We start from the raw sequence: 23,082 nt of genomic DNA, 5'->3' as shown, positions 1-23,082 counted from the left end.
AGAATTTCCAATATTTTGACTTGGATTAAAATTACTTTTTCCACCAATATTTAGGATTTGAGATGGATTTTCCGACTATGCTTGGATTTGGTATGGGGGTTGCTTGAGATGTCTGCGAACTTCCGCCTCCACCTCCGCCACAGCTAGATAACACGGTAATCAAACTGATTAATAGTAGTGTTTTTTTCATTTTTTTCGCTACTTAATTTTAATTTATCATATTGCACTGACAATAAATTTTCATATATTTGTCAAATTACTCTAAAAAGTAGCGCCTCCTTTCTTTTTTTAATTTAAATATTTATATTTTTATAATTATTACAATTTATTCATTCATTTAATTATACCATAAGATAAGAAAAAAACAATTAATATCTTAAAAATTTTATAGAAAAAATGATACATATTTTGATTAGTACATATAGTAAAACCGTTTTAAAGCTGAACTCAAAAACTATGACTATTTTGTTCAAACTCTAAATTTATATAATTTTTAGCAGTTTAATTTTAAATAAGTTTGAGTACATATTCAGTATACTGTATGTTTATAAAAAAATGAGAAGTTTGTCTTTTTATTCTTAAATAATAGTATTTATAAGAACAAAAATCAATCCATTAAAATTAAAAATATCAGGCAAATATTCCTGATATCTTTTAATGTGTATTTATCTATTTGTTTTAGCTAATTATTTTTCTTACTTAAAATTTCAAAAATAGCCGCCATATCTTGTTCTCCATACCCTTGTTTTAAAGCATCTGAATAATTTCTAGTTGTATCTTCAATTAGTGGTAATGATAATTTTCTATTTTCGATTTCTTCATTTGATAATTTCAAGTCTTTTGTCATATGTTTAAGCATAAATGCCGCAGGATATTCTCTGTTTGTAAACATATCTTTTTTTTCCTGAAATAGTGCCGAACTCATTCTAGAATCTGAAATAGCATTTACAATAGTTTCTGTATCTATTCCAAAATTTTGTGCTAATAATAACACTTCACTATAAGCTTCTCCAAATATTCCAAGTAAAGAATTCAATACTAATTTTGCTCCAGTTGATTTTCCTAATTCTCCAAAATAATATGTTTTACTTCCTAAAATATCAAAAATTGAATATAAATCTTTTGTATCAGCTTCATTTCCACCAACTAATATTAATAAAACTCCAGCAGTAGCAGCTCCTACTGATCCAGATACCGGTGCTTCAATATATTTCCCATTATTTTCAATAACAAGTTTTCCTACAGCTTTACTTTCAGTAGGTGAAATTGTACTCATATTTACTATTTTTTTACCTTTTATTTTTGATAAAACATTTTCATTTAAAACTTCTAATGCCACACTGTAATTTGAAATCATAAAGAATATAGTATCATTTTGTTCAAAAATTTCTTCCACAGTTTTTGCGTTTTTAGCTCCTTTTTCTACAAGTGGTAAAGTTTTATCAAAACTTCTATTGTAAACAGTTACATCAACAGAACCTTTTAATAAATTTTCTACCATAGGAGTTCCCATTTGTCCTAATCCTATCCAACCTATTTTAGCTATTATTTTATTTCTCCCTTCACAACTTTAACTAATACACTTAACCAATCTAAATGTTCATTCATCATAACATTTAGAAAAGTTTAAGCCAATATTTTTTCATTTATTTTATGAATCATCATATTTTAAATTTTTGATTATTCATAATAACATAATGAGATAAAAATATTAGAACATAATAAAATATTTTTATAAACAGACACGATTTTATATTTCTAAAAGTTTAAATTTATGATAAAACAAAATGTAATCAGCAGAAATGATTATTTTGAAAGAATTTTCGTAATAAAAAACCACCTTTTAATATGTTGCAAGTGGTTTTTTTAATATATTATTTTCTCGCAGAAATCACATAAATCGGATTTTCTGACATCATCATGTTAAAATCCTTTACTTTTCTATTTTTTGCCACAATTATTTGAGAAATATCAATATCCTCAAAATTTGATTTTTTTAAGCATTCAAGTGCTTCAAATGTGTTTTCTAAAACGATGAAGTTCAAAGCGATTATTCCACCTTCTTTTAAATTTTCATAAGAATAGTTAATAATTTTTGATAAATTTCCGCCTGAACCACCGATAAACACCTTATCAAAAGTTATTCCTTGTGGCAAATCTTCTGGTGCTTTCCCAGAAATTACAGTCATATTTTTTATCTCAAATTTTTCCATATTCTGTTTTATTAAATCAACAGCTTCCTCTTTTTGCTCAATCGTGTAAACATGACCATTTTTAGCAAATCTAGCCATTTCAATACTAACCGAGCCAGTTCCACCACCAATATCAATACACACATCTTCATCAGAAATTTCCATTTTCGCAATACTCACCGCTCTTATCTCTTCCTTTGTCATTGGAACTTTTCCACGAATAAAGTCCTTATCTTTTATATGATACATTTTCTCTCCACTTCTTACATTTAATTTTTTTATTTTGTTAAAAACTTTCTTTTTATTACAAAAACTTTTAACCTTTTTTTATTTTTTCAAAATCACAACATTCATTCCAAATTTATCTTCATAATTTGCCAATTTACTCGCCTTTTCAAAAGATTTAATCACAATTTTTGCCGTTAAAATATACATAATTTCCCATTTTTTATTTCTCCAAAATTGTATTAAAATTCAAATTTTTTACTATTGAGGTTTATATCCAAAATTCAAAATGTATCGCAAAGTTTCTCCAGTAACTTTCGCTATTCCAAAATAATAAGGTCCAAGCGGTGTTTTTATCCCAAATCCAAATTTATAACTTTCTCTTTTCCGACTTCCGAAATCAAACCCTTCATTTGAAATGTAAGCCCGTGAATACATTGTATCCGCATACAAAATTTTAGAAATATTGTACTGCAATTTCACACTTCCGACGAATATGCTCTCTCCTCTGACCTTATCCGCAGGAAGTCCAAAAAATTCAAGCGAATTATCTTCTGTCTTTATTCCCCCCAATTTAGGCTCATATGTTTCAGGTATGTTTTCCCCTTTTGCCGTCAAATATGAAACTTTTGGAGTTATTGTTATTTTTTCACCAATTGGAATATTTATTTCCCCTGTTTGATATAATGCATTAAAATCTGCATCTTTTGAATTTGAAAAAGTGTATTTTGAAGTCAAATAAACTCCTCTCGTAGGCGATTCAACTGAATCTCTCGTGTCATAAGTCAAACTTGTCTCAAAAAAAGGGAATCTCTTTTTTCCATTTTTGCTTGGGTCTTGATTTTTTTCAACTTTTGAAGTTTGATAACCTCCACCAGCAAAAAGTAATAAATTTTTTGAAATTTGAAATCCAACCCCAGTTTCCACACTAAATTTTTTATTTACAAAGTCATAATATCCATTTCCAGAATTTTGATTATAGATCATATCTCTTTTATAATCCAAATTTCCTAAGATTAATACCTTATCGTCTTTCCCAATTCCTAAAATTACACTGTTATTAACTCCATATTCATTCGCCACTGTCGTGTTTAAAGAATATCTGGCATTCATATCTCCTAAAACTTTATTTCCTTGAAATCCAAAATTAATAGTTGCTTTGTCCTCGTTGTTCACATTTCCAGTCAAAGTTACATAATCGCTCGGCTTTTCTTGAACATTAATCACAAGTTTGTCATTTTTCACTTCATAATATGCCGTTGTAAAATTCCCATTTTGATAAATTTCATTTACAATTTCTTCCATTTCAAGCCGATTCATATTTCCAAGTTTTTTCGGTAAAAATTTTTTAAAATAGCTATCTTTATATTTTTTATTTCCTTCAATGTCAATACTCGTTATTTTATATTCATCAGTCCAAGTTTTTCTAAACTCTTTTCTTTTTTCTTCAAGCTCATCATAGAGTTTAGGATTTGATAATTCTCTTATTTTATCAATATTATCTCTTGCAATTTTTTCCCCAGCTGCAATAATTTCCTTAACTTTTGAAAAATCGTACGCCTCAAATTTTTCCAAATCTGGTTTCATATATAAATCAAGCATTCTAATTTGACGCTCAACTTCCTGTCTACCCGCAATTGTTGATGAATCTGTTATTACATCAATCAAGTTCATTTTATTCTCATCTCTTTTTACAAATCCATCTCCGACATTAACTCCAATCGTATAATCAGCTCCCAGAACTTTTAAATCCTGTACAGGTAAATTTCTTACAACTCCTCCGTCAATGTAAAGTCTATCACCACTTCTAACTGGCGCAAATATTGAAGGAAGCGACAAACTCGCACGAATAGCCGTTGCAATCGAACCTTTTGTAATCATAACTCCTTCTCCAGAATTTAAATCTGTCGCAACAGCCGCAAATTTTCTTGGAAATTTCGTAAAGTCATCAGTTCCAATTGCACCGTAAAAAAGTTCATTTAATTGCTGACTTGCAGTTTTTCCTCCAACTACGCCAACTGGCAGTTTAGGCATAGCTTTTTTTCCAAGCGGCAAGACAATTGAATTTTGATCTTCAATCATATTTCTTGTAATTCCCTTATTCCGTCGCTCAATTTTATCGTTAAATAATTTCATCCAGTCCATATTTTCTGCAATTTCTTCAATTTCTTTGGGAGTGTAGCCGACACTATACATTCCTGCAATAATACTTCCCATGCTCGTTCCTGTCATAAATTCCACTGGCACTTTTTCCTCGTCCAAAACTTTTAAAATTCCAATGTGAGCAAGTCCTTTTGCAGTTCCACCGCTAAGTGCAAGACCTATTTTTTTGTCTTTTTGAAGTATTTCATTTTTTTTATTTTCACTTTTTTTATCTATATTTTTATCTTCTTTTTTCAAAAAATTTTTCTTCTCAAATTTTTTTAAATCACCTTTTTTTATATCTTTAATATCTTTATCATTTTCATCAGAAATTTTCTCAAGATTTTCTTTCGGATTTTCTAAAAAATTCCTTTTTCATCAGAAAAACTTAAATTTGTAAGTAAAAGAAAAATAAAAAATATAAAAAAATAAATCATATTTTTTCTTTTCAAAATTAAAAATCTCCTTTCTTTAAAATATTAAAATTTATTTTTATTCTTAAAAACAGTATAACATTTTTTAATAATTTTTCAAAATACAAAAAAAATAAATTACAAAAAATATTCAAAAAATATTATTTTTAAATATTTTACAAAAAAATCTTTTAATGTTATAATATTTTATAAAATAAAAAATAATTACGGAGGTTTTTATGAAAAGAAGTTTATCTGGGATTCAGCCCAGCGGAGTATTGCATATAGGAAACTATTTTGGCGCAATAAAACAGTTTGTGGAATTGCAAGATGAATATGAAGGTTTCTATTTTTTGGCAAATTATCATGCACTTACATCTTCGCCAAAAGGAGAAGATTTGAAAAATAATACAATAAATGTCATTTTGGATTATTTAGCTTTGGGACTTGACCCTGAAAAATCAACATTGTTTTTACAATCAGATGTGCCTGAGCACACAGAACTTTCTTGGATTTTATCAAATGTAACACCGATGGGACTTTTAGAAAGAGCTCATTCTTATAAAGATAAAACTGCCAAAGGAATAAAACCAAATGTTGGATTATTTACTTATCCTGTACTTATGGCAAGTGACATTCTAATTTATTCGCCAGATATAGTTCCCGTTGGAAAAGATCAAAAGCAACATGTTGAAATAACGAGGGACATAGCGATAAAATTTAACGAAACTTACGGAAAAGAAGTTTTTAAATTGCCAAAAGAAAAAATAGTTGAAAATGTGGCAACAGTTCCAGGAACTGACGGAGATAAAATGAGTAAATCATACGGAAATGTAATAAATATGTTTGGCTCAAAAAAACAGCTAAAAAAACAAATAATGAACATAGTAACAGATTCTACACCATTAGAAGAGCCTAAAAATCCAGATAACAACATAACAAAACTATATTCGTTATTTGCGACTGAAGAAGAAGTAAATGCGTTAAAAGAAAAATTTTTAGCTGGAAATTTTGGTTATGGACATGCAAAAACTGAATTATTTGACAAATTTATGGATTACTTTGCGCCATTTCAGAAAAAAAGAGAAGAACTTTTGCAAAATATGGATTATGTAAACGAAATATTGAAAAAAGGTGCGCTAAAAGCGAGAGAAATTGCAACTAAAAAAGTTGATGAAGTTAGAGATGCAGTTGGAATTATGAAAAAAAGTTATTAAAAAATTCTTGAAAATATAGTTATATCGTATAAAATATAACAAGGAATGAAAGATATGAGTAAATATTTCAAAAATTTTTTGAATGAACAATTAAAAGATGAAGAATTTAGAAAAGAACATGAAAGCCTTGAAGCAGAGTTTCAAATTATAAAAGAAATTGTTGAAGCAAGAAAGGATAAAAATATCACACAAAAGGAATTGTCAGACTTAACTGGAATAACACAAGGAGATATAAGTAAAATCGAAAACGGAAATGCAAATCTTTCACTAAAAACATTAAAAAAATTGGCAGCTGCATTTCGGAAAAAATTGGTGATTTCGTTTGAATAAATTTAATTTTGAAAATTAAGTGTCTTTTTAGATTTTGTAATTTTTGAATCTAACATTAGTTTTATAACTTTTTTAATTATTTAGCAAGTATAATTCTTAAATCTGGTTTTAAAGTAAACTCTACATCACAAAAAAGCAGTTGGAGGCAGTAGCAATTGAAAAAAAGAATAAATTTAAAAGTAGATACAAAAAAAGAGAGTATTCTAGTTCTATTTATAGTTTATATATTTCATCTCGTCTTTATGATTTTTGTAAATAATAAAACGCTAATTACAGATAATAAAATACTTCAATATGTATTCATATTTAGAATACATAGATGGATGCTCAGTTTTCCAATAATATATTATTTTGTAAAAACTTATAAAAAATATAAATATTTTAAAACAGACGAAAGATTAAATATAAGAAATTTTAGTATATATTTTGCATTGGCTTTTTGGGTAGGAAACATTTTCCATATACTAACTACATTAACATTTAAATTTAAAGAACGGACAACTTTAGTGGAAGGACCTTTGTATATTGATATAATAATGACGTTATGTGTGGCACCTATACTAGAAGAAATGGTATTCCGTGGAGTTATAATGAATAATTTGAAAAAATATGGCATTAAAACAGCAATAATTGTAAATTCGATTCTCTTTGGAGTATCTCATTCTAATATAAATATGATTATTCCAGCAATCTTAACAGGGATTATTTTTTCTTATACTGCTTACAAATATTCATTAAAATATTCCATCTTGCTACATTTCTTATTAAATACATTAACAAAGATATCGCAGGTTATAATATTTTCCAAAATTGAAATACTTATAGTGTCAATTGGTTTATTTTTCATATTTTTAGTTATTTTTTTACTAATATTTTTGGTAATCGGACTTGGAAAAGGAAAATACAAGGAAATGTTTTCAATCTTAAAATTAGACATTGAAGATAGAAAAAGTCTAGTTACTTTTACAAAAAATAATTTATTGTACTTATTTGTAATACTTGTTATTGTAATTTCTAACTTGTTATTTAATTATAAATTATTTTAAATTAAATAGAGAGTTTCTGGTTTTTAGGAGCTCTTTATTTTTTATTTATCTTAAAGAAAGTAAATCTATTTTTTTAAGTTTTGAAAATTAAGGTTTAAAAGATGTTTGGTATATTTTAAACGAGAAAACCATCTGTTTTTATTTTTAATTATAATTTTAAACTATTAAAAAATTAAATAAAAATTAACTTGACAAAATACGTGGGGGGGGTATAATATGCACATTAATAATTTTAAAAAAAATTATTAAAATAAAAAATTTAGAGGTGATAAAAATGAAAATTGTAGAACTAAATGAAATGGAACTAATGACAATCGATGGTGGAGGCATTAGAGACAGAAGCAGATCACATGAAAGCAGAAGTGGAGCTAGTAGTCATGGAAGACGAGGAAGTGGAAATCATGGATGTAGCAGAGATTGGGGAGGAGCAGCTATTGGTGCTGGAAAAGCAGTTGCTTGCGGAATAGGATATGCTGGAACTTTATTTGGAGATGATGGTAGTAGAAGTCGAATCGATCATATAAGAGAGGCTACAGGTGGATTGGCTAAAAGTGGATGGAAGCAAATGGGAGAGAGTTTTAAATGCAAAAAAAGATAAAATTAAAAGATATATCTAGCATTTTATTTATAATGTATTTGTTTCATCTAGTATTTATGATTTTTTTTAATAATATTATAGAAATTAGAGATAATAAAATATTTGAATATATTTATACATTTAAAATATATAGATGGTTATTTAGTTTTCCGATAATTTATTATTTTGTAAAAAATATTAAAAATTATGAATATTTTAAAACAAGTAATAAATTGGATATAAAAAATTTTATTATATATTTTGCTATATTTTTCTTAGGAATTCATATTTTAAATATTTTGAATATTTTTACTATAACAATAAGTAATCTTAAAGAAAAGCAATCTACGATACAAGGTTTTTTATATGTGGATACTCTGTGGACAGTGTTTATATCTCCTGTTTTAGAAGAAATAGTATTTCGTGGTGTTATTATGAATAACCTGAAAAAATACGGAATTAAAATAGCTATTATCGTAAATTCAATCTTTTTTGCATTTTCTCATTATGATATAGAAAAGATTATGCCAGTATTATTTATGGGTATTATTCTTTCACATATTACATACAAATATTCGTTAAAATATTCAATTATATTTCACTTTTTTATGAATTTACTTGGGATTATACCTGTGATAATATTTACGTTGAAAATTCAAAAATATTTGTATATATACTCATTAATTTTTATTGTCTTAGTTGTATTCTTATTTATTATTTTTATACGTAATGTAAAAAGAGAAAAATATAAAGAAATATTTTCAATATTTAAACTAAATAATGAAGATAGAAAAAATATTGCTGAATTTGTGAAAAATAATGGGCTGTATTTATTTGTAATACTTGTTATTGTAATTTCTAACTTGTTATTTAATTATAAATTATTTTAAATTAAATAGAGAGTTTCTAGTTTCTAGGAACTCTTTATTTTTAAAGAAAGAGAGGTGGAAAAAGATTTTTTCGATGTTTAAAAGATATTGCTGTGTTTTACAAAAGGATGAGAAGGATTGTGGACCTGCCTGTATATTAACAATAGCCAAGCAGTATAATTCCAATTTTTCAATTGCCAAGTTACGGCAAATATCAGGAACAGATAGAAACGGAACTAATCTTGCGGGAATGATAAAAGGGCTGGATTATTTAGGATTTGATTCAAAGGCTGTGAAAGTTGAGGATAAAAAAATTGATAATAGTGTGTCTTTTCCTATAATAGCACATATTCAGACCACAAATAATTTTTTACACTATGTGGTTGTTCATGATGTAGATAAGAAAAGAATTATTATTTCTGATCCTGAAAGTGGGATAAAAAAAGTTTCCCACAAAGAATTTTCTGAAATTTGGACTGGAATCCTGCTTTTAATTGAGCCTAAGAAAGATTTTCAGAAGAGGAATGAGAAAGATAATTCTTTGAGTAGGTTTTTTTATGTTTTGAAAAATCAAAAAAGTCTTTTGTTTAATATATTTCTAGCCTCAATACTTTATACTGTGCTTGGCATAGTAACTTCATTCAGTTCGAAATTTCTAATAGACTATATTTTAAAAGATAAGCTTATGACTACATTAACTGTAATGGTTGTGGGAATGGTAATACTTGAAATAATCCAAATGCTGCTTAGCATATTTAGGGGATATTTGCTAATATTTTTAGGACAGAGAATAGATATAGCAATATTGCTAGGATATTATAATCATGTAATAAAATTACCAATGAATTTTTTTTCAACAAGAAAAACAGGAGAAATAACATCGAGATTTTCTGATGCTGATAATATAAATGATGCGGTAGCTAAAACGGTATTGACATTAATGCTGGATGTCATAACAGCTATTACAGGTGGAATTATTGTCTATATTCAAAATCAATATTTGTTTTTTGTTTCAATGGCTGTACTATCATTTTATCTTGTGATTGTATTTTCGTTTAAAGAAATTCTAAAAAAGATAAATAATGAAGTTTTAGAAAATAACTCTCAATTAACTTCTTTTATAATTCAAAGTATAAATGGAATAGAAACTATAAAAGCGTATAATCTTGAAAAAAGTATACAGGATGAAACAGAATTTAAATATTTAAAAGTTATAAAATCTTCATTTAAGAGAAGTAAAATTTATAATTTACTAACTTTTTTATCGGGTGTTGTAGGATTAACAGGAAATATTCTAATAATAATGTAAATACCTTAAATCTAAAAAAAGGAATGTCGTTAGAAAGTAGTATAATTTATACAAGAAAACGGATAATAGATTATATACTTGAGATTCTAAGTTTCAAAGTAAAAACACTCAAATAAATAAAAAGAACATGTTTTCAAAATTATTTTTTTGAAATTTATGTTCTTAACTTCATAATATTTATTTACTTTTCAAATATTTTTTATAAACCTTTTTAAACTCCAAATCCTCTTCAATATGTTCCAACTTTTTCTCAAATAAATCTTCTCGATTTTGAATAGTTTTCTCAATCGATTTCATCTGTCTAAACTCATCTATTTTAGCATGATTTCCACTCCTTAAAACCTCTGGCACTTCTATTCCATCAATTTCTACAGGTCTTGTATACTGCGGAAAACCCAAAAGTCCATTGTAAAAAGAGTCTGTTTCAAAAGATTCTTTTTTTATTACACCATTTTTTATCCGAATGACAGAATCCATCAAAACTAGCGACGGCAAATCTCCGCTGCTTAAAACATAATCTCCAATTGAGATTTCTTCGTCGACAAATTTATCAATAACTCTTTGGTCAAGGCCCTCATACCTACCTGAAATTAGCACAATTTCATCTTTTTGAGAAAGTTCTGTAACTTTTTTGTGAGTTAATTGTTTTCCCTGTGGAGATAAAAATATCACATATGGTTTTTTTAATTCTAAATTTTCATTTTTAAAATATTCAAAATTTTCATAGAAATAATTCCAGTAGGCTTCTGGCTTTAAAACCATTCCAGCACCGCCACCGAAAGGGATGTCGTCCATTTGACTGTGTTTGTTTCTTGCATAATCACGAATGTTTATAATTTTGTAATCTACTATGTTTTTATCGACTGCCCGTTTTAAAATAGTTTGTGATAGATACTGCTCAAATAACTCGGGAAATAAAGTTAACACATTAAATTTCATTTTATTATTTCTCGCTTTCTATCTCATTCCGTCAATCAAATTTACTTCGACTCTTCCGTTTTCAAAATCTATTTTTTTGACAAATTCGTCAATCAACGGAATCATAATTTCTTTTTTAGTTTTTATATCTTCAACTATCAAAATTTCATGTGCAGCAGTTTCCATCACATCTGTAATTTCCCCAACTTTTTCATTGTCTAAAAAAACTTCTATTCCAAGCAAGTCTTTTATGTAAAATTCATCTTCCGTCTTTTGTGGCAGCAAATCTCTTCTTATTTTTAGTTTAAATCCATTTAATTTCTGAGCTTCATCAATATTTCTTATTTCTTCAAAATCTAAAATTGCTTTTTTTTCATTTAACCGTTTCACATTTTTTACACAAAGAATTTTTTTAATTTCTTCTTTTTCAAGCAAAACTCTCTCACCCTTAATTAACTCAATTTCCTCAAAAATCGAATTAATTTTCACACTTCCCCGCAAATGGTGCGTTCCCACAATTGTCCCGATATTAATTAAATTTTCCATTTTTTCAAAAAATTCTCACTTTCTTAAATTATATTAATTATAGTTCTTTTCTTAATTTCGTAAAATTTCTACTTTCTTCAGCAATCAATCTCAAATCTTCCAAATCCATATCCGAAGAATTTGCTGCGACAGCCGATAAAACTCCTTCCACAATTGGAGCATCAACGATTTTTGCATTAATTTTTCCTTTTAACTCTTTTATCACTTGCATAGCATTAAAGATTGAACTTCCCATATCTACGAAAATTAATACTCCAGTGCCATTATCAGCGGAAATCACTGCATTTTTCATATTTTCTACATTTGTACCATAAACTTCCCTTTCAACATCTCCGCCATTCACAATTGGAAAATCTTCCTGTCTCAAAACCTTTGCAAAATTGATAATTTCTTCAGCAAGTTTGTTATTGTGACTCGCAACAACAATTCCAACCAAATTTTTATTTTTTATATTTTTATTTTTCATAGTTTTCCCCTTAATTTTTCCTTCCTTAAAAAATATTTAATTTTCTCCAAGTAATCTATCCAAAATAATTGACACTGCACTTCTGACGCACAAATGATTATATTTTGTTTTTCCACGAATAGGTTTTAAAATTTTATAAGACAAATCCATAATTTCATCAGTAAGTCCCCAACCCGTTCCAAATAAAATAAGATATGGTGCTTCGTCTTCTATCATCTCTTTTCCCAAAACATCGTAATCAACTGAATTTGAAAAGATTCTCGCAGAAGTTGTTATAATTTTTGGCTTTCTCCCTTCAAGTTTTTCAATTGTCTCAACCGAACTTTGCACGGAATCTTCAAGTTCCGTATTTTCAAACGCTTCGTTCCTATTTTTATTAAATTCTATTCCATCACCTTCAGTCCAGAAACCGATAATTCTACTTGTCAGCTCCTTTTGAGCATCAACAGGTGTTATAATAAAATATTTTTTTATATCGTAAGTTCTACAAGTTCTTGAAATATCGTGTATATCAAAATTTGTAACCGAAGTCGCAACCACATCGCTATTTTTATTATATACAGGATAATGAACCAATCCCACATAAATATTATTTCTCATTTCTTATTTTATTTCCTTTCTTTAAATTCTAATTTTATTTTTATTTTATTATCTTAAATATTGTTATTTTCTTTTTTATTCTTTTTTTTATTTTTTTATTTAAAAATTTTATAATTTTAGTTTTTTTTAGTTTTTTCAATAACTCTTTAATTTTTTAATTCTTTAAATTAATTTTCTGATTCTTCATTTTTTATTTTTCTATAACCCTTTATCATTTTATTATCTTCTTCATACGACGAAATCATTATAAACAAAAGTACCGTCTGAACCCAGAAAATTGTAAAATCCGTCAAATTGTGAAAAATCACTCCAACTATCAAAGCAATCTTTAAAATATTGTTTCTATCTTTTTTCAAAATTTCATATAAATATCTAAAAAAAACTGTCGCAAGCAAAACTGTTCCAATAAGCCCGTAACTTAAAAGAAATTCCACAATTGCATTGTGCGAGTGCGGATAGACATGATTTGTAAACTTGTAGTAAAAAAAGTTTCCGTGTCCGTACAAAAAATTTGTCCTTTTAAAAGCAACAATTGCCATTTGCACAATTTCCACCCTCAGCCAGAAATATTCCACAAAAGTGTCCATTCGCAAGAAAGGGAAAACATGAAGATAAACTCCCAAAATATAGACTAAAAGCACTAAAGTTCCAAAAATAAAATATCTTTTATCCAAAAAATAGAATAATAGTACAAAAATTCCTAAAATTACTGCAATTAACGATGAGCGAGAGCCACTTAAAAAAAGTGTCGCCATATTTAATAAAAAAAACAAAATATTTTTTTTATTTCTTTTTTCAAAAAATAAATATAAATTCACAATCGCCCCCATCATCATAACGCTTCCCAAATAATTCGGATTAAAAAATGCGAAATATCCAATTCTACCTTTTGTCAAAATAAATTCAACAATCCCAACAAAAAATGGAACTATCGAAAATTTTGAAATTATTTGCAAAACTTTTTGCTTTAATTCCACATCAACTGCCAAAGTATAATATCTTCCAACCACTAGGAACAAAAATATTGGAATTGCCACAAGCCCTAAAATATTTTTATAAAAGACGGAAGTCATTATCGAAAATCCTAAAACAACTCCAACTGTAATTAATGTTCTGTCTTTCAATATTTTTTTGTAATCCTTTGAAATAAAAATTTCAAATAGTATTAAAATACTGAATAAAATTACTAAAATATAATGAATAAAAATAGAAGCTCCCAATAACAAATATAATTTTCCTAAATATTTTTGTTTTTTTATAATTTCCACTTTTTCTCCTTAAAATTTTAATTTTTATAAAACCCCCTGTTCAAAAGCATACGGAGTATATTTCCCACTTTTTGTCGTCAAACTTTCAATAACTTTTTTAATTTCCTTCTCTGTCTCAAAAGTAAAATCGAGCCTCAATTCATCAAGCCCCAGCTCCAAAATTTCGTCCAGTTTAGGAATCAAATTCATAGGCTTATTTAAATAAAGTTCAATATTGTCCAAATCATTTTTTACAATTTTATATTTGTCATAAAACTCTCCCTCAAGTTCTTTATACTTTTCATTAAAAATTTTATGCTCGATATACATTCCTTTCAAATGCCCATAAATCACAAGTCCCTTTTTTATCTTATCGCTTTTTATAACTTTTAATTGCCGATAGCTTAGTTCAGGCGATAAAAATATGGTTTCCAAATTTGGAAATTGAGAAAAAACTTCTACTGTAAAATTGTTAAAAACATTTAAGTTCCAATCAAGTGATTGCCCTTTTAATCCATTTTTCTCGCCCATCACAACTTGATAAAGATTTGATGCCAAATTTGTGTTTATTTCTATTTTATCAAGATTCTTCTCTTTTGCCACATCAAACTGCTTTTTATAAATTTTAGCAATTCCAAGCTCACGACAGACTTTTTCTTGCCGTTCATTTGAAACAAGCACAGAAAAAATAGGATTTTTTACAACTTTTTCCTGCAAAAATTCATATTCTTTCTTTTCAGGCGCAATTCTTTTGTAAGATGCTAAAAGCTCTTTAGAAAGCTCTTGTGTGCACAATCTTTTTAAGTTTTTAAGTTCACTGAATGGAATAAACGAATTTCCATCATAAATTATTTTAACATTTGCAAGTTCAAATGATGTATCGCCAAGTTCCGCAATTTTCTCAGCAATTTGCTCTTTTGAAATCATTTTTTTTGCAATTTCATCCAAAACAAAATCACTTTCTTTTGTGACCGTTATTTTTTCATTTTTCAGATTTTTAATCTCAAAAGTAAGTTTCAATTTTTTACCTTTTTCTGCGACAAATTCTGCATCAATGGCAGAAAATCTTTTGGAAACTTTTATATTGTGAATAATTTTGTCATTGATTTCTTTAGAATAATTTTTATAAATATATTTTGTCCCTTTTGGCAGTTTTCCAATCGAAATCGTGTCATTTTTTTTAGCCTTTTGAACTTTTTCGCCGTTAAAAATAATTTTATTGACATATTCTCCTGAAATTTTTTCAAAATTTTCATCAACAAATTGAACTCCATCACCTAAAATTAATTCATCGTCAATTTTAAAATTATTCGAACTACCTAATCTAACTCCCAAAAAATACCCAAAATTTGAAGAATACTTTTGATTCATAAGCTTGTCATCTAAATAAAAATAACCTTTGGAATATCCTCTATTAAAAAGTTTATAGCTTTCTGTCGGTCTTGGAGTCCCCTTTAAAATATTGTCGTAATAACTCACCGTTTCAAAGACGTACTCGCTAGATTTTTTCCGCCCTTCAACTTTTAGCGCATCAACTCCAATTTCTTTTAATAAATTAATCTCTTTTTCCTGCAAAAGCTGATCATTTGGACTCAAAAAATACGCACTTTTCCCATTTTCATCGGTAAACTTTTTTCTGCAAGAATAAGCACAAAGTCCACGATTACCGCTTCTACCACCAATAAAACTGCTTATATAGCAATTTCCTGAATACGAGATACAAAGCGATCCTGATACAAAAATTTCTAGCTCAATATCAGTATTTTTTCTAATTTCCTTAATTTCCTCAAAAGATAATTCTCTTGCAAGACAAACTCTGCTAAGTCCCATTTCTTTTAACCTATTGGCTTCAATATGATTAGCAACCGTCATTTGCGTACTTGCATGAAGTTTTAAATTTGGAAAATTTTCTTTTAAAAATTTGACCAATCCCAAATCCTGCACAATAACCGCATCCACACCGTATTCATACAATCTTTTTATATTGTTATACATACTTTTGATTTCACTATCTTTTAAAATCGTATTAAAAGCCATAATCGCTTTAACACCGTGTAAATGTGCATAGTCAATGGCACTAAAAACTTCTTTCATATCTAAATTTTCATTATTTCTTCTGGCACTAAATCCCTTCAGCCCAAAAAAAACTTCATTCGCTCCAGCCTTTATCGCCGCAACAAGTTTTTCATAATTCCCAGCTGGTGCCAAAATATTTAATTTATTACTTTTTTTAATCACTTCGTTTTCTCTCCATACAAAATTTATTTTATTTACTATTATACCAAATTAATCAATTTTTTCCAATAATTTTAAAAAAGATATATACAATTTTTTAAACAAAAAAATAACTCAATATGAATTCTAAAATTTATAAAGAGTTATTTTTTATTTTAAATTTTCAAAAGAATTATTTGATTAAAACCTAGATTAATAAATCAATCTAAATCCAAGTCCACCTCTTACATTTTCTCCCTTAGTGTCATATCCAGCATTTACTGTTACTCCGAATCTTGTGTTGTCAATTCCGACATTAAGGTCAAATTTACCGTTTCCTCGTCTATTTTCCTTTTCTCCTCTAACTCCAAACCAGTCGGCCTCTGTGTATCTTACTCTTGCCTTGTTCTTACCGTTTGCAACTCTTCCCAATTCATTTTCATACGCTGCTGCAAGTCCTACTGACAAGTTTGTTTTTAATGCCATTGGCTGTACATACTTAAATTCCAATCCAACTTCCGGTTTTACTGAGAAATAGTCGTTTCCGTCAACTTCTAGTCTGATTTCCCCTGAATCTTCTTTAATATCAGTAAATCTTCCATATTCCATCTTTAACGCTCCATATGGTCTTAGGTGTGCTCTTTCACTTAAACGGACATCATATCCCAAATCTGTTTTGAATGCCGCACCATATGATGTATAGTCAGCTTTTGCATTAAAGATGTCATCAACTACCAGGAATCTACGTTTCATTTCATTTCTTCCTGCAAATACATCTCCTGCTATTGTCCATCTAAGTGAACCATTGTGGTCAAAAGATGGAGACATTGTTTTAAAGACTCCCGCTTTTATCATAGTTTGATTTTCTCTTGATTTTCCTATATCTTTGAATTTAAATCTGTTGTTTACTGCTCCTGCATACCATCCAGAAGAATTTCCCAATCTTACAGTTTCATCTTCATGAACGTAAGCCACGCCGTAGGCGTTACTTGTATAATCAATTATTCCTGCTGTATCAGTCTTGTATTCATCCCTTTGACCAAATACTTTGATTTTGTTGCTTTGTTTAGATGAATTTTTCCAGTTATCATGCAAATAAGTAAATTCCTTGTCCAAAGCATTTCCTGTGGAATTTATTCTCTGTTGAACATTTCCATATTGGTGTCCCATCATTTCGTCGAATGCTTGGTACAGTAATACTTCCTCGTTGTTTCCAATTCCATTCAATTTGCTGAATACCTGTCTTTCCCTAGTTCCTAAAGCTTCAACTCCGTATCTTTGCTCAAGCCCGTCTGCAAAGTTGTATGTATCTGTGCTGTCTACTGGCGTAGCCTGTCTTCCTGCCCATTCTGTATACGGTATTTTTGCCATATATAGGCTTGTTATTGAACCGTCATTCGGATCTAGTGTTGGAGTAGCTATCCAACTTATTGAACCTGAGTACACATTCCACTTAATGTTTGGATTGCTTAGCATTGCTGTTTTATACGGATTTATTATATTAGGATCGTTTACTAATATATATTTGCTGTTTGTTGACTCAGCCGCTTCATTACCAATAATTAAGTCTGCTTCACTTGTCAAGTTTTGCAATCCGTCTATTGATCTTGTGTAGTCAACTCCTGATGTATTTACATACAGTCCAATACTTGAAGCTGATACTGTTATCGGGTTTCTACCTTTTGTATTTACTACCACTGGTGTTTGCGGCACTCCATTTAGTGTGATTGTAGCAGTCTGAGCTCCTGCTGGTGCATCAATTGCTACTCCGCCTACTCCTTTTCCTGTTTCAGGCACTGTAAATTGGTATATTATGTTTCCGTCCACATCATTGTTATTTGTTTTAGAAGCACCATTTACTGTGATTGTTCCGTAGTTTGCTACTATTCCACCTTTCAAGTAAACTCCCACACCGTTCTTGGCATTTATGTTAATTGTTGCGCCTTTGTTATTTATCAGTTTAGAATCTTTTCCAAGATATACCCCTACTGCATTTGTGTAAGTTCCTGAACCAGTCGTAATTGATTTGTTATTAATTGCTGTCGCTCCATTGTCAACGTAGATACCTGTCGTGTTGCTTGCATTCAATACAATGTTTCCATCATTTGTCGCCGTACTTCCTGCTCCACTTGCATACATACCTATGCTGTGTTTTCCATTTACATTAATTGTTCCTTTATTTACAATGTTTCCTGTATCAGTTGTAGAATATCCTGCACCCATACCTATTGAGTAAAGGCTGTTTGCAACATCTGACTCCCCTACCGTAATTGTCGCATTATTTGTCGCAGTTCCACCTTTTATACTGTAAACTGCCACACTTCCTTTTCCGCTTGACAAATTAATATCTGCATTATTTGTTACTGTTCCTGCTGAATAGATTCCATAGTTCTGTTCTCCAGTAGAAGTTATTTTTGTAGAATTTGTCACAGTTCCTGCAGTATCATTTGAATACATGTACACATTGTTGTCTCCAAGCCCTACATTTGAAATGCTTGAAGTTATTGTATTCCCCGTTCCGACGTTTACAAATCCAAATGAGTTGTTTCCAATGTTGAATGCAGTTCCGCTGTTTGTAACAGTTTGTCCGCTTCCCACTGTGTAAACTCCAACTGCCTCATCTGTTCCAGTTGTAATTGTTCCTCCTGTCAAATTTACGTTTCCACTTTGAGAGTAAATTCCAATTGCAGCATTTCCTATCTTCAAGTCACCTGAATTTTCTACATTGTGTCCATATACTCCAATCGTATTGTTTCCAGACTCTATTTTTCCTGTATTTTGCAATGGTACACTATTATGATCTGTGTAAAGCCCGACATTAGGACTTGTAATTGAGGCTGAATCTCCCAATGTGATTGTTCCGCTGTTTTTAGCTGCATATCCTGGTGTTCCTGTTGCATAAACTGCTGTATTTCTGTCACCTGTCATTGTGATTTTTCCTGTATTTTCAAGCACTGTTCCTGAACCAAGTCCCGCATCTGGCTTGTAGGAAATCGCAACCGAATCATTTCCAGACGTTTCTATAGTTCCTGTATTTTTTATTGTCTGTGATGTGGAACCTTCTGAATACAGTCCTGTAGAATTAGAACCTATTGTGATCTTACCTGCATTTTCAATCAATGAATCATCAATACCATAAATAGCAGTTGATTTGTCACCTATTGTCATAACTCCTGTTGCCTTGTTGTATAATTCTCCAAACTTGGCATACATTCCTGTAGAACCTGTACCGCTCAAGCTAATTGTCCCTTCATTTGACAAGACAACATCATTTCTATGATATAAAGCCTTATCATTTTCCTGAGCCATTGCAACCTGATTAGCCTTTGTTCCTGTGATAGTCTTAGTATTTGCATTTGTTATTGATGAATTTGAAATTTCAAGCTGGTTATATGCGTCAGTTGCATCATCTAAATTTACATCCTGGTTGATTGCAAGTTTGCTTAAATACAGCATGAATGTCTTATAGTCAGTTCCATTTATATGTGCACCTGTAGCAGTTGAAACGGTATTTCCAGTCGTATCAGACAGGTCCATCTTAACATTTTGTGCAATGAACAGTCTTGAACCGCTGTTCATATTTAATGTTAAATGCCCTAAAGTTGTATTTGTTCCATCTCCAAAGTTATTCTTTGCCCAGTTTTCAATTTGAGATTTTCCAAAGTCTCCACCATTTCCTACATAAAGAAAAGCGTTACCTCTAGTATTAGGAGTTGTTCCACCTTCAACGGTTGCTGTCATAGTTCCATTTATTAAAACTTTTCCTTGATTCGCATTATCTGGTACCTGTATAGAACAGCAATGACTTTTGTCCTGTAGTTGCAGTTCCTGTTCCTGTCAATGTCAATGTAGAACCTTTTTCAGCATCATAGTTTACTGCTCCTTCGTAGGCTTTTACTGTGTGATTGTTAACATCTAATTTAGCATTTTCACCAGTATATAGTCCAACTGATTCTTGCCCTTTTATATTAATATCAGCATTAATCTTGTGAGTTCCATCACTTACAAGTTTTGAATCTTTACTTACAATAATACCATAAGAACCTTGTTTCTTCTTATTAGCACCTTCCATATATTCATAAACTCCAGCAGATGTTGATGTTCCATTATTTACAGTTACTGTACCATCATTTTCTACTGTTACTTCAGCCTTACCAGTATCATTATCTCCGACAATTATTCCTGAAACTCCATTTCCTGTAACTGATACATTTCCACCATACTTTAAAGAAGCTGGCGTTCCAGTTGATAAACCATTAATCAATATACCTGTTGAGCTATCTCCAGACACAGTTATATTACTGTTTTGTCCTAAAGTACCTTCTGGATTACGTGTTCCATATTTATTCAAAAATACCCCAATATTTTTTGTAACTCCACTTCCAGTTACTGTTATTGTTCCATCATTATTAAGTGCTCCACCTAAAGTAGACATTCCAATAGAATTTTTTACATCACCATTAGTTATTATCTTACCACCTGTTTTATTTGTAGCTGTAGATAATCTTGCCAATTGTCCAATTGCAAACTTCCCTTTTAACTTAATTTCACCAGTAGTATCATTTATTACTTCAGCATTTAAACCAGGTGTAGTGCTTCCTCCATGCCCAGTTCCATAATCCGCTCTCATTGCTACGTTCATAGGTTGATCTGTATCAACTTCAGCTATATCTGAATCTATTTGAATTTTACCTTTATTTGTCATATCTGAGTCTATATTGACAAACATTCCTAATGAATTTTGTACATTTTCAAGTTTGATAACTCCAGTTGACGCATTTATTGCTTTTCCTCTATCCATACTTACATTTGTTGTAACACTATCATCTTCCATAAGTGCCATTGCTGCTGAATTATCTGCTTTATCTTTTATGTTTCTTTTAAGAATTATAGTTCCTGCATTCACCATTCCTGCTGTCGAATCAGCTTTAGCAGCAAATTTCATTCCGTAACTTTCTTTTCCACTTAAACTTATTGTTGAATCTTGTAAATTTTCCATTTTTGCAAAACTTCTATCTGTTGTATATGAACCCGCTTGTTTAGGAAGATACACATACATTCCTATTGAACGTTCTCCTCTAAAATCTATAATTCCTGCGTTTTGTAATTTTTGACTTTCCCACTGTGCCCAACGAGGACTACCATTCCAACCAGTTCTACTATTTTCTTCAACCTGTGCTATCCCAACTTTATATCCTACATAACCATCATCACTCTTTTTTACGTAATAAACACTTGAACTAGGTCCAAAAATTTTTAAATACTTTCCTTCAGATGGATTTGATGTAGCTTCTTCTGTTTTAACACTTCCATCTTCATTAAATTCAACATTTTTTATATTGTATTTTTGAGTAATATTTTGAATATATGCATCATCTTTTTCTGCTGCATCTGTTATTGTTCCACTATTCTTAAGTGTTGCTCCATTTTCTTGTGAAACTAAAGCTAATGTTAAAATTCCTCCAAGACTAACAGTTTTATTTGTTGGAATCTCAAAAGTTCCTGTACCACCATAATTATCTATTTCCCAGAATCTAGAACCTCCTATAAAAAAATATTGATTATTTTTATTACTTCCTACTGAAGTTACAACACCACTTCCAAATTCATCTCCGAAATTATATGAATTAAAATAATAAGTATTTATTCCTGATGGAAGTCGAGTATTTGCCCCAACATTAGGATGCCCTGCTACTACGTTAAATTGAGGATCAGTTATATCTGTTGTATCTGTTTCAGCATACATTTTGAAAGCATATGATCGTTCTGCTGAAGTTGCCGTACCATTTGGCCAAGTATAATGTAACCATGTTGTTGTATTTTGTGCGCTTCGAGTATCGGCTATAATACTTGTATTTGATTTTTGTCTTGGGGTATTTGAAGCACTGCTACATCCCTCATTACAATCCGCACCTAATATAACTGCAAATGTTGGTGGATTTGGAGTAAATGGATCTTTTGGAATACCAATAACTGGTTTTGGCGGTGTAAAACTAATTGCTTCTGGTAACGTAGGTGTAACTGCCGTCTTATCTGCTATTCTTATTGCTGATTTATTTATGTTTCTTGGACGTATACCTGCGTTCACTTCAAATGGTACAATTGGCTCCTTAACAGGTTTGAAACTTCCTATACCGTATCCAGCGGCTGAACCCAAGGCAAAATTTGGTCTTCTGTTTCTGCTTAACAGTCCGTATTTGTCACTATCTGGCGAAACTGATCTCTCGTAAATGTCCAAACTTCTCTGATAAACCCCTTCATAAGGATATTTTGCCTTTTTATCTCCACGACCTTTATAAGTTCCTTGCCAGTCGTTATACACATAATTCATTCCATATTGCCAAGAGCTCCAAGGTGATTTAACTACGTGATCTCCCTGTTCCATTAATTGAATTAACTCAAGATTTGTCGCACGTAACAGTCTATTATTTTCTTGTCTTGCTCGCTTAAAATCCTTTTGTAATTGTAGTATTGATGTATTTATAGCATGTTCCTGTGTCTTAATTTCATCTTCAGCAGAATAAAGATTAAATGAAATGCCACCAATTCCTATCATTCCTGTCAACAGAAATACAATAAGTGCTGAATCGGTATATTTAAAATCTTTAACTCTTTTTGCAAAAGCTTTAAGTTCTTTTTTTAAGACTTTTAAATTATTTGTCATAAGTTTTACCTCTTTTCATTTTATTCAAAATTAAGGAAACTAGAAAGCTATTATAGAATAATTTAAAATAAATGAGTGAGCGAGTGATAATAAAACTTTAAGTTTCC

The 23,082-nt window shown here is 29.8% G+C and carries 18 protein-coding genes; 6 read left to right on the top strand and 12 right to left on the bottom strand.

Annotated elements, in window-relative coordinates; genetic code table 11:
* Window positions 1–31 precede the first annotated feature (31 nt).
* From AB8B22_RS04460 to AB8B22_RS04445, 4 genes are all read right to left on the bottom strand, one after another.
* A complete protein-coding gene (locus AB8B22_RS04460; protein ID WP_369711811.1) occupies window positions 32–190 on the bottom strand; it encodes a hypothetical protein in 159 nt (52 codons plus the stop codon).
* A 492-nt stretch (window positions 191–682) separates the two neighbouring features.
* Window positions 683–1,537: an NAD(P)-dependent oxidoreductase gene (locus AB8B22_RS04455; protein ID WP_369711925.1), complete on the bottom strand. Its 855-nt coding sequence runs from the start codon at window positions 1,535–1,537 to the stop codon at window positions 683–685.
* Between the two features lie 337 nt (window positions 1,538–1,874).
* Window positions 1,875–2,441: a precorrin-6Y C5,15-methyltransferase (decarboxylating) subunit CbiT gene (gene cbiT, locus AB8B22_RS04450; RefSeq protein WP_369711810.1), complete on the bottom strand. Its 567-nt coding sequence runs from the start codon at window positions 2,439–2,441 to the stop codon at window positions 1,875–1,877.
* Between the two features lie 237 nt (window positions 2,442–2,678).
* The gene (locus tag AB8B22_RS04445; RefSeq protein WP_369711809.1) at window positions 2,679–4,817 is read right to left on the bottom strand and encodes a patatin-like phospholipase family protein; all 2,139 of its coding nucleotides are present in this window, start codon (window positions 4,815–4,817) and stop codon (window positions 2,679–2,681) included.
* A gap of 394 nt (window positions 4,818–5,211) precedes the next feature.
* On the opposite strand from AB8B22_RS04445, the gene trpS reads away from it, so the two are divergent.
* The 6 genes from trpS to AB8B22_RS04415 all read left to right on the top strand — a co-directional run bounded on the left by trpS (window position 5,212) and on the right by AB8B22_RS04415 (window position 10,320).
* Window positions 5,212–6,189, top strand: a complete 978-nt coding sequence (trpS, locus tag AB8B22_RS04440; protein WP_369711808.1) for a tryptophan--tRNA ligase — start codon at window positions 5,212–5,214, stop codon at window positions 6,187–6,189.
* A 45-nt stretch (window positions 6,190–6,234) separates the two neighbouring features.
* A complete protein-coding gene (locus AB8B22_RS04435) occupies window positions 6,235–6,519 on the top strand; it encodes a helix-turn-helix domain-containing protein (RefSeq protein WP_369711807.1) in 285 nt (94 codons plus the stop codon).
* 155 nt (window positions 6,520–6,674) lie between these two features.
* Window positions 6,675–7,565 carry a CPBP family intramembrane glutamic endopeptidase gene (locus tag AB8B22_RS04430; protein WP_369711806.1) on the top strand — a complete coding sequence of 297 codons (891 nt, stop codon included), beginning with the start codon at window positions 6,675–6,677 and terminating at the stop codon, window positions 7,563–7,565.
* Window positions 7,566–7,839: 274 nt separating this feature from the next.
* Window positions 7,840–8,163, top strand: coding sequence for a hypothetical protein (locus AB8B22_RS04425; protein ID WP_369711805.1), 324 nt, complete (start codon window positions 7,840–7,842; stop codon window positions 8,161–8,163).
* Window positions 8,148–9,032, top strand: coding sequence for a CPBP family intramembrane glutamic endopeptidase (locus AB8B22_RS04420; RefSeq protein WP_021745745.1), 885 nt, complete (start codon window positions 8,148–8,150; stop codon window positions 9,030–9,032). The genes AB8B22_RS04425 and AB8B22_RS04420 overlap by 16 nt, the downstream gene beginning before the upstream one ends.
* A 73-nt stretch (window positions 9,033–9,105) precedes the next feature.
* A complete protein-coding gene (locus AB8B22_RS04415) occupies window positions 9,106–10,320 on the top strand; it encodes a peptidase domain-containing ABC transporter (protein ID WP_369711804.1) in 1,215 nt (404 codons plus the stop codon).
* A 177-nt stretch (window positions 10,321–10,497) separates the two neighbouring features.
* Here AB8B22_RS04415 and trmD read toward each other — a convergent pair whose 3' ends face one another.
* From trmD to AB8B22_RS04375, 8 genes are all read right to left on the bottom strand, one after another.
* Window positions 10,498–11,259, bottom strand: coding sequence for a tRNA (guanosine(37)-N1)-methyltransferase TrmD (trmD, locus tag AB8B22_RS04410; RefSeq protein WP_369711803.1), 762 nt, complete (start codon window positions 11,257–11,259; stop codon window positions 10,498–10,500).
* A gap of 18 nt (window positions 11,260–11,277) precedes the next feature.
* On the bottom strand, window positions 11,278–11,784 hold the full coding sequence (rimM, locus tag AB8B22_RS04405; protein WP_369711802.1) for a ribosome maturation factor RimM: 507 nt from the start codon (window positions 11,782–11,784) through the stop codon (window positions 11,278–11,280).
* Between the two features lie 37 nt (window positions 11,785–11,821).
* Window positions 11,822–12,250, bottom strand: a complete 429-nt coding sequence (locus AB8B22_RS04400; RefSeq protein WP_369711801.1) for a PTS-dependent dihydroxyacetone kinase phosphotransferase subunit DhaM — start codon at window positions 12,248–12,250, stop codon at window positions 11,822–11,824.
* A gap of 36 nt (window positions 12,251–12,286) precedes the next feature.
* Window positions 12,287–12,850, bottom strand: a complete 564-nt coding sequence (locus AB8B22_RS04395; protein WP_211613673.1) for an RNA methyltransferase — start codon at window positions 12,848–12,850, stop codon at window positions 12,287–12,289.
* A gap of 167 nt (window positions 12,851–13,017) precedes the next feature.
* Complete coding sequence (locus tag AB8B22_RS04390; protein WP_094080324.1) at window positions 13,018–14,118, bottom strand: O-antigen ligase family protein; 1,101 nt, start codon at window positions 14,116–14,118, stop codon at window positions 13,018–13,020.
* Window positions 14,119–14,142: 24 nt separating this feature from the next.
* A complete protein-coding gene (locus AB8B22_RS04385) occupies window positions 14,143–16,335 on the bottom strand; it encodes a peptidase U32 family protein (RefSeq protein WP_369711800.1) in 2,193 nt (730 codons plus the stop codon).
* 189 nt (window positions 16,336–16,524) lie between these two features.
* Window positions 16,525–20,052 carry an autotransporter domain-containing protein gene (locus AB8B22_RS04380; RefSeq protein WP_369711799.1) on the bottom strand — a complete coding sequence of 1,176 codons (3,528 nt, stop codon included), beginning with the start codon at window positions 20,050–20,052 and terminating at the stop codon, window positions 16,525–16,527.
* A gap of 34 nt (window positions 20,053–20,086) precedes the next feature.
* Entirely contained in the window at window positions 20,087–22,975 is a 2,889-nt protein-coding gene (locus AB8B22_RS04375) for an autotransporter-associated N-terminal domain-containing protein (RefSeq protein ID WP_369711798.1), read from the bottom strand.
* Between the last annotated feature and the right edge of the window lie 107 nt (window positions 22,976–23,082).

This window comes from Leptotrichia rugosa, from assembly GCF_041200005.1.
GTDB lineage: Bacteria > Fusobacteriota > Fusobacteriia > Fusobacteriales > Leptotrichiaceae > Leptotrichia > Leptotrichia rugosa.
This window is presented reverse-complemented; position numbering and strand designations above follow the sequence as displayed.